This window comes from Clostridium sp. LIBA-8841, assembly GCF_057782475.1.
This window is the reverse complement of the sequence record NZ_CM173488.1, coordinates 115001-122500: the sequence shown is the minus strand read 5'-3', so window position 1 is coordinate 122500 and position 7500 is coordinate 115001. Positions and strand designations below refer to the sequence as shown.

The following is a 7500-nucleotide window of genomic DNA, read 5'->3' as shown; positions in this document are numbered from 1 at the left end:
TTAATAAAGAATACAAATAAGAAGTAGTAAATTATAAAGGCAACAACACCCATTGCTAATAGATATAATTGATTATGTCCTTTACCAAAATATAATACGTAGTCAATCAATCCACCTGAGAAACTAAATGCCAGATGGACATTTAGAGCGTAGGCCACTGCCAATGATATACCTGTTAATATTGCATGTATTACATAAAGTATCGGTGATAAGAACATGAATGCAAATTCTATTGGTTCTGTTATACCAGTTATTATTGCTGTTAATGCTAATGATAAGAACATACCACCAACAACGGCTTTATTTTTCTTCTTAGCACAAACATACATCGCTAAACACGCTGCTGGTAAACCAAACATCATTATTGGATAGAAACCTGCTGTGTAAACCCCTGCTGTTGGATCCCCTGCTAAGTATCTTGAAATATCTCCAGTTGCTAATTGACCTGTAACTGGATTTGTAAAGCTTCCTAATTGGAACCATATTACTGTATTCATTACGTGATGTAATCCAATTGGTATTAATAATCTGTTTAAGAATCCATATATTCCTGCACCAAGAGCACCTGCTGCAACCATTATGTTAGCGAAGCCATCTAAACCGGCTTGGAATGTTGGCCAAGTATATCCAAAGAATACACCTAAAGCAACACATACTGCTGATGTTATTATTGGAACAAATCTTTTTCCACCAAAGAATCCTAAGAATTGAGGGACCTTAATATCTTTAAATTTATTATATAAAAGCCCTCCAACAACTCCGGCTACAACTCCACCAAAAGCACCCATTTTTATAGATGGATCAAATGATGTAGCAACATTTGTCATAACTAAGTATCCTAAAAGACCTGCTAACCCTCCAACTCCATTATTATCTTCTGAAAGGCCAAATCCAATACCAACTGCAAAAAGCATTGCCATATTATCACCAAAGGCAGCATTACCAGCAGCTTTAAGCCAAGGTATGTTAAGTACATCAGTATCTCCAAGTCTTAGTAATAAGCCTAATGCAGGCATTACTGCTATAGGAACCATTAAAGATTTACCTATTCTTTGAAGAAATCCTAAAACTTTTGAACCTTTTTTACTCATTCGTTCATTCCTCCTTGTAAGTTTTTACTTAAGTTTAAATTATGTCTTGTCTTTAAAGTATAATTTCTTTAAAAACATTAAGGCATTCTTATTTTTAAAGTCTTATAAATAAAAAAATGTATTTATTCCTTTTGAATACCTATATAAAAGTTTTATAATTTGTATTAAATTATTTTTTATTTATAAAACTCTTATACAGATATTCAAGACTTAAAGTTTCTCTAAACTAAATGATTTAATAAACTCACATTTAAAAATTTCCACACCTTACACAAAATTACCTATATTTTTACGTAAAAAAAGCTGAAAAGAACAAGTAATTCTTTTCAGCTAATGCCCAAAATCTATGGTTACACGCTTACAATAATTTCTTAACATTCTGTTTATATTGTTTACATTTAAATATTACTATATCTTTTTTAGAGTGTCAACTTCAAATTCAACATATTTTTAAGATGTATTTTTTCATTTATAACAATATTATTTTGTTCATTCAGCCTTAATTTTATTACATAAAAATACAGTTTTTGAAATGATATTGTATAACTATAGTATTGACTTATAAAATCAAAAAATATATAATATAAACATAACATGTTACTGTTAAATCAGGCATAAGTTCTACTAAACTTATGCCTGTTTTTTTATATTTGATTCTATATATAGAAAGGATGTGAATTTCTTAACTTACATGATAAGTTGAGAAAATAAATATGTTTGGATTTTTTAAGAAAGATTTAAAATTAGTTGCTCCTGCAACTGGAAAAACTATCGATTTAGCACAAGTACCTGATCAGGTTTTCGCTGAAAAAATGGCTGGAGATGGAGTTGCAATAGAAGTAACTGGAGATACTATAGTTGCTCCTGCTGATGGAGAATTATCATTAGTATTCAAAACTAACCACGCTTTTGCTATGACTTTAAGTAATGGTATTGAATTATTAGTTCACGTTGGAATAGACACAGTTTCTCTTGAAGGAGAAGGTTTCGAAAGATTAACTGAGCCAGGACAACAAGTTAAAGCTGGTACTCCAATCTTAAAAATAGACAGAGACTTCATATTAGGAAAAGGATTAAAATTACATACGCCTGTATTAATAACAAATCCTGATATAGTAAAAGAAATGAAACCTGTTATAGGTGAAACAGTTACTGCTGGAAATGATACTGTTTTAACTTATAAACTTAAATAATTAAAAGCTGACTTTGTAGTCAGCTTTTTTATTTTCTATTCTTCTTTTCTTATTCTTTCAATATGCAATGCTAAGTAGCCAATTTCATCTTCTGTAACATTTAATCCAAAATCATCATTTATAGCTTTTGCTATTTCTTCTGCAACCTTAAAAGATTCCCTATATTTTAATTTTATAATATAAAGTAACTCATTCTTTATTGGAGTATTATTAATAAGTCTTTCAATTGCAAATCTTAAATGGCCAACAAACCTTGCATAAGATAAAGACGTTCTATCAACTTCAATATCAAAAGCATCTTCAATATATTCTACAGATGTATTAGCTATATAAGTATATTTTATTGTATGAGAAACTTCACCAGTTGTTCTAGCTGAATGTATATGCATAGCAATAAATCCAATCTCATCATCTACTATATCAACACCTGTGAATTCCTCAAGTTTTTTGACCATTTTACTTGCAGCTTCAAAATCCTTTGGATATAAAGTTTCTATTTCAACTAAGAATGGGTTTCTTAGAATCTCTCCCTTTTTCATTCTTTCAATGGCAAAAGAGACATGATCTATTAATCCTATATGTATGCTTTCATTTAAATCCTCATCAAATTCTTTTGAAACTTCTAATATTAATTCCTCACAAAAAGCAATAAATTTTTCATCATTACTTCCAACTACTCTTCTAAAGTTAGCAATATTATTTTCATCTTGTATAGTAAATATTTTTTCTATATAAGTATTTTCTGGTATCACCGAACCTCTTTTGTAATTGAAGCCTATACCTTTTGCAAATAATATAATTTCTTTTTCATCATCATTAACTAAAACTATATTATTATTAAAAGCTTTATTTACTTCATAAGCCTTTTCTGTCTTTTTAATCATAATAATCTCCTTTATACCATTAGATTATTCTAAGCTAATTTATATTAGTTTTCTATTTAAAATAATACTATATTCATTAGAGGTAAATATTAAGATAAATAAATTAACTATTTCTGCTTAATCACACAATAATTATAGCTTAAAATCCTTTTTTTTACTAATATAAAATTCGACTAGAATCGAGATATACTTTTCTCTGAATTCTAGCCGAAATTATACAAAACTATTTAACTATGATTAATTGTAATAATATAGTCAATTGAATCTAAATTAATTATATTTTTATATACAAAAAAACCTCTCTAATTAAGAGAGGTTTTGGTGATCTGCCAGGGAATCGAACCCTGGACACCGTGATTAAAAGTCACGTGCTCTACCGACTGAGCTAGCAAATCATAAGACCTGGCGACCACCTACTCTCCCACACAGTCTCCCGTGCAGTACCATCGGCTTCTAAAGGCTTAACCGTCGTGTTCGGAATGGGAACGGGTGTTACCCTAAAGAACATCATCACCAGATGTTTTAGAAAGATTTTTGTTCTTTCAAAATTGCACATATTTAATTTACTATATTTGGTCAAGCCCTCGATCTATTAGTATCGGTCAGCTGAACATGTTACCATGCTTACACCCCCGACCTATCAACCTTGTGTTCTTCAAGGGATCTTACTAGCTTACGCTATGGGAAATCTCATCTTGAGGTTGGCTTCACGCTTAGATGCTTTCAGCGTTTATCCATTCCCGACTTAGCTACCCAGCTGTGCTCTTGGCAGAACAACTGGTACACCAGAGGTCAGTCCATCCCGGTCCTCTCGTACTAAGGACAGCTCCTCTCAAATTTCCTACGCCCGCGACGGATAGGGACCGAACTGTCTCACGACGTTCTGAACCCAGCTCGCGTGCCGCTTTAATGGGCGAACAGCCCAACCCTTGGGACCTACTTCAGCCCCAGGATGCGACGAGCCGACATCGAGGTGCCAAACCTCCCCGTCGATGTGGACTCTTGGGGGAGATCAGCCTGTTATCCCCGAGGTAGCTTTTATCCGTTGAGCGATGGCCCTCCCACGAGGTACCACCGGATCACTAAGCCCGACTTTCGTCCCTGCTCCACTTGTGGGTGTCGCAGTCAGGCTCCCTTCTGCCTTTGCACTCTACGAACGATTTCCGACCGTTCTGAGGGAACCTTTGGGCGCCTCCGTTACTTTTTAGGAGGCGACCGCCCCAGTCAAACTGCCCACCTAACAATGTCCTGTGACCAGATTCATGGCCGCCAGTTAGAATTTCAGTACTGTCAGGGTGGTATCCCAAGGATGACTCCACCAAGGCTGACGCCCTGGTTTCCTAGTCTCCCACCTATCCTGTACAGACAATACCAAAACTCAATGCTAAGCTACAGTAAAGCTCTACGGGGTCTTTCCGTCCAATCGCGGGTAGCGAGCATCTTCACTCGCACTACAACTTCGCCGGATTTACAGTTGAGACAGTGCCCAAGTCATTACGCCATTCGTGCGGGTCAGAACTTACCTGACAAGGAATTTCGCTACCTTAGGACCGTTATAGTTACGGCCGCCGTTTACTGGGGCTTAAGTTCACACCTTCGCTTGCGCTAAGTGTTCCCCTTAACCTTCCAGCACCGGGCAGGCGTCAGCCCCTATACATCAGCTTACGCTTTAGCAGAGACCTGTGTTTTTGCTAAACAGTTGCTTGGGCCTATTCTCTGCGGCCTACTCTCGTAGGCACCCCTTCTCGCGAACTTACGGGGTCAATTTGCCGAGTTCCTTAACTGTAATTCTTCCGCCGGCCTTAGGATTCTCTCCTCACCTACCTGTGTCGGTTTGCGGTACGGGCACTACTTCTCTCTCTAGACGCTTTTCTTGGCAGCGTGGAATCATGTACTTCGGTTCCGTGGAACCTTCCCCATCACGCCTCAGCATTATGAAAGCGGATTTGCCTACTTTCACTGCCTAAACGCTTAGACTAGCATCCAATAGCTAGCACACACTATCCTCCTGCGTCACGCCATCGATAATAACGATGGTAGTGGTACTGGAATATCAACCAGTTGTCCATCACCTACGCCTTTCGGCCTCGGCTTAGGTCCCGACTAACCCTCAGCGGACGAACCTTCCTGAGGAAACCTTAGGTTTTCGGCCTGTGGGATTCTCACCCACATCTCGCTACTTATGCCAACATTCTCACTCGTAACCAGTCCACCGCTCCTTACGGTACGACTTCAGCCCGGTTACGACGCTCTCCTACCGCTTGAACTAAGTTCAAGCCCGTAGCTTCGGTGGTAAGTTTAGCCCCGTTACATTTTCGGCGCAAGATCTCTCGACTAGTGAGCTATTACGCACTCTTTTAATGAGTGGCTGCTTCTAAGCCAACATCCTAGTTGTCTTAGAAATCTCACATCCTTTCCCACTTAACTTACACTTTGGGACCTTAGCTGACGATCTGGGCTGTTTCCCTTTTGACCACGGATCTTATCATTCGTAGTCTGACTGCCGAGCTCAAAGTATGTGGCATTCGGAGTTTGATAAGGTTCGGTAAGCGCTATGCCCCCTAGCCCATTCAGTGCTCTACCTCCACTACTCATACTCGACGCTAGCCCTAAAGCTATTTCGGAGAGAACCAGCTATCTCCGGGTTCGATTGGAATTTCTCCGCTATCCACAGCTCATCCCATGCTTTTTCAACAGCAACGTGGTTCGGTCCTCCACGAGGTTTTACCCTCGCTTCAACCTGGCCATGGATAGGTCACCCGGTTTCGGGTCTACGGCATGCAACTAGTCGCCCTATTCAGACTCGGTTTCCCTTCGGCTCCGTACCTTAAGTACTTAACCTTGCTACATACCGTAACTCGTTGGCTCGTTCTACAAAAAGCACCTCATCACCCTCATAAGGGGCTCTGAGCGGTTGTAGGCATACGGTTTCAGGTTCTATTTCACTCCCCTCCCGGGGTTCTTTTCACCTTTCCCTCACGGTACTGCTTCACTATCGGTCATCAGGTAGTATTTAGCCTTGGGAGGTGGTCCTCCCTGCTTCCCACAAGGTTTCACGTGTCTCGTGGTACTCTGGATCATAACTCGTGGTCTTCTCGTTTCACTTACAGGACTATTACCTTCTACGGTGGAGCTTTCCAGCTCTCTTCAGTTACAATAGCCTCCACTTTTATGTTATGTCCACAACCCCGGAAACAAGTTTCCGGTTTGGGCTCTTTCCCTTTCGCTCGCCGCTACTAAGAAAATCGATTTTTCTTTCTCTTCCTCCAGGTACTTAGATGTTTCAGTTCCCTGGGTTACCTTCATTAAGCTATGTATTCACTTAACGATACATGGGGTTTCCCATGTGAGTTTCCTCATTCGGAGATCTTCGGATCTCAGGCTATGTGCGCCTACCCGAAGCTTATCGCAGCTTATCACGTCCTTCATCGGCTCCTGATGCCAAGGCATTCACCATACGCCCTTTGTAGCTTGACCTATATTAGTTATAGTTCTCATTTTACAAAGAATAGAAATTGGTTTGCCAATTTGGCTTGTTGTTTTCTATAAATTAAATTATGTGCAATTTTCAAAGAACAATTTTGAGAGATAGTCTCTCAAAATTAAACAGAGATATTATCCAGAATTCTATGTCATCTTAGTTATCCTAAGATGTATTCCTTAGAAAGGAGGTGATCCAGCCGCAGGTTCTCCTACGGCTACCTTGTTACGACTTCACCCCAATCGCTGACCCTACCTTCGGCCGCTGCCTCGCTTACGCGTTAGCTCACGGACTTCGGGTATTGCCAACTCTCATGGTGTGACGGGCGGTGTGTACAAGACCCGGGAACGTATTCACCGCGACATTCTGATTCGCGATTACTAGTAACTCCAGCTTCATGTAGGCGAGTTTCAGCCTACAATCCGAACTGAGACTGGTTTTAAAGTTTGGCTCCACCTCGCGGTATTGCGTCTCTCTGTACCAGCCATTGTAGCACGTGTGTAGCCCTACACATAAGGGGCATGATGATTTGACGTCATCCCCACCTTCCTCCTGGTTAACCCAGGCAGTCTCGCTAGAGTCCTCAACTTAATGGTAGTAACTAACGACAAGGGTTGCGCTCGTTGCGGGACTTAACCCAACATCTCACGACACGAGCTGACGACAACCATGCACCACCTGTCTCCTTGTCCCCGAAGGGATTTCCTCGATTAAGAGTAATGCAAGGGATGTCAAGTGTAGGTAAGGTTCTTCGCGTTGCTTCGAATTAAACCACATGCTCCGCTACTTGTGCGGGTCCCCGTCAATTCCTTTGAGTTTTAATCTTGCGACCGTACTCCCCAGGCGGAATA

General features: G+C 39.8%; 3 protein-coding genes, 1 tRNA gene and 3 rRNA genes (2 of these 7 only partly in view). 1 reads left to right on the top strand and 6 read right to left on the bottom strand.

The window, feature by feature from the left end:
* A protein-coding gene (nagE, locus tag AC2A4K_RS00555) for an N-acetylglucosamine-specific PTS transporter subunit IIBC (protein ID WP_322505415.1) crosses the window boundary here: on the bottom strand, positions 1 to 1091 show its 5' portion. The gene continues 355 nt to the left of window position 1, outside the view; 1091 of the gene's 1446 nt are visible here — the first part of the coding sequence; it begins with the start codon at positions 1089 to 1091; its stop codon lies beyond the left edge, outside the window.
* Between the two features lie 713 nt (positions 1092 to 1804).
* Between nagE and AC2A4K_RS00550 the strand changes: the two genes are divergently transcribed.
* Complete coding sequence (locus tag AC2A4K_RS00550; RefSeq protein WP_322505416.1) at positions 1805 to 2284, top strand: PTS sugar transporter subunit IIA; 480 nt, start codon at positions 1805 to 1807, stop codon at positions 2282 to 2284.
* Positions 2285 to 2319: 35 nt separating this feature from the next.
* Here AC2A4K_RS00550 and AC2A4K_RS00545 read toward each other — a convergent pair whose 3' ends face one another.
* From AC2A4K_RS00545 to AC2A4K_RS00525, 5 genes are all read right to left on the bottom strand, one after another.
* Entirely contained in the window at positions 2320 to 3168 is an 849-nt protein-coding gene (locus AC2A4K_RS00545; RefSeq protein ID WP_322505417.1) for a PRD domain-containing protein, read from the bottom strand.
* Between the two features lie 319 nt (positions 3169 to 3487).
* Positions 3488 to 3563, bottom strand: a tRNA-Lys gene (locus tag AC2A4K_RS00540).
* A 5-nt stretch (positions 3564 to 3568) separates the two neighbouring features.
* Positions 3569 to 3686: ribosomal RNA gene (gene rrf, locus AC2A4K_RS00535) — 5S ribosomal RNA — on the bottom strand.
* A gap of 54 nt (positions 3687 to 3740) precedes the next feature.
* Positions 3741 to 6645, bottom strand: a 23S ribosomal RNA gene (locus AC2A4K_RS00530).
* Between the two features lie 187 nt (positions 6646 to 6832).
* Positions 6833 to 7500: ribosomal RNA gene (locus AC2A4K_RS00525) — 16S ribosomal RNA — on the bottom strand; it runs 847 nt beyond the window's last position.
* The 16S, 23S and 5S rRNA genes sit together here with 1 tRNA gene alongside, the layout of an rRNA operon.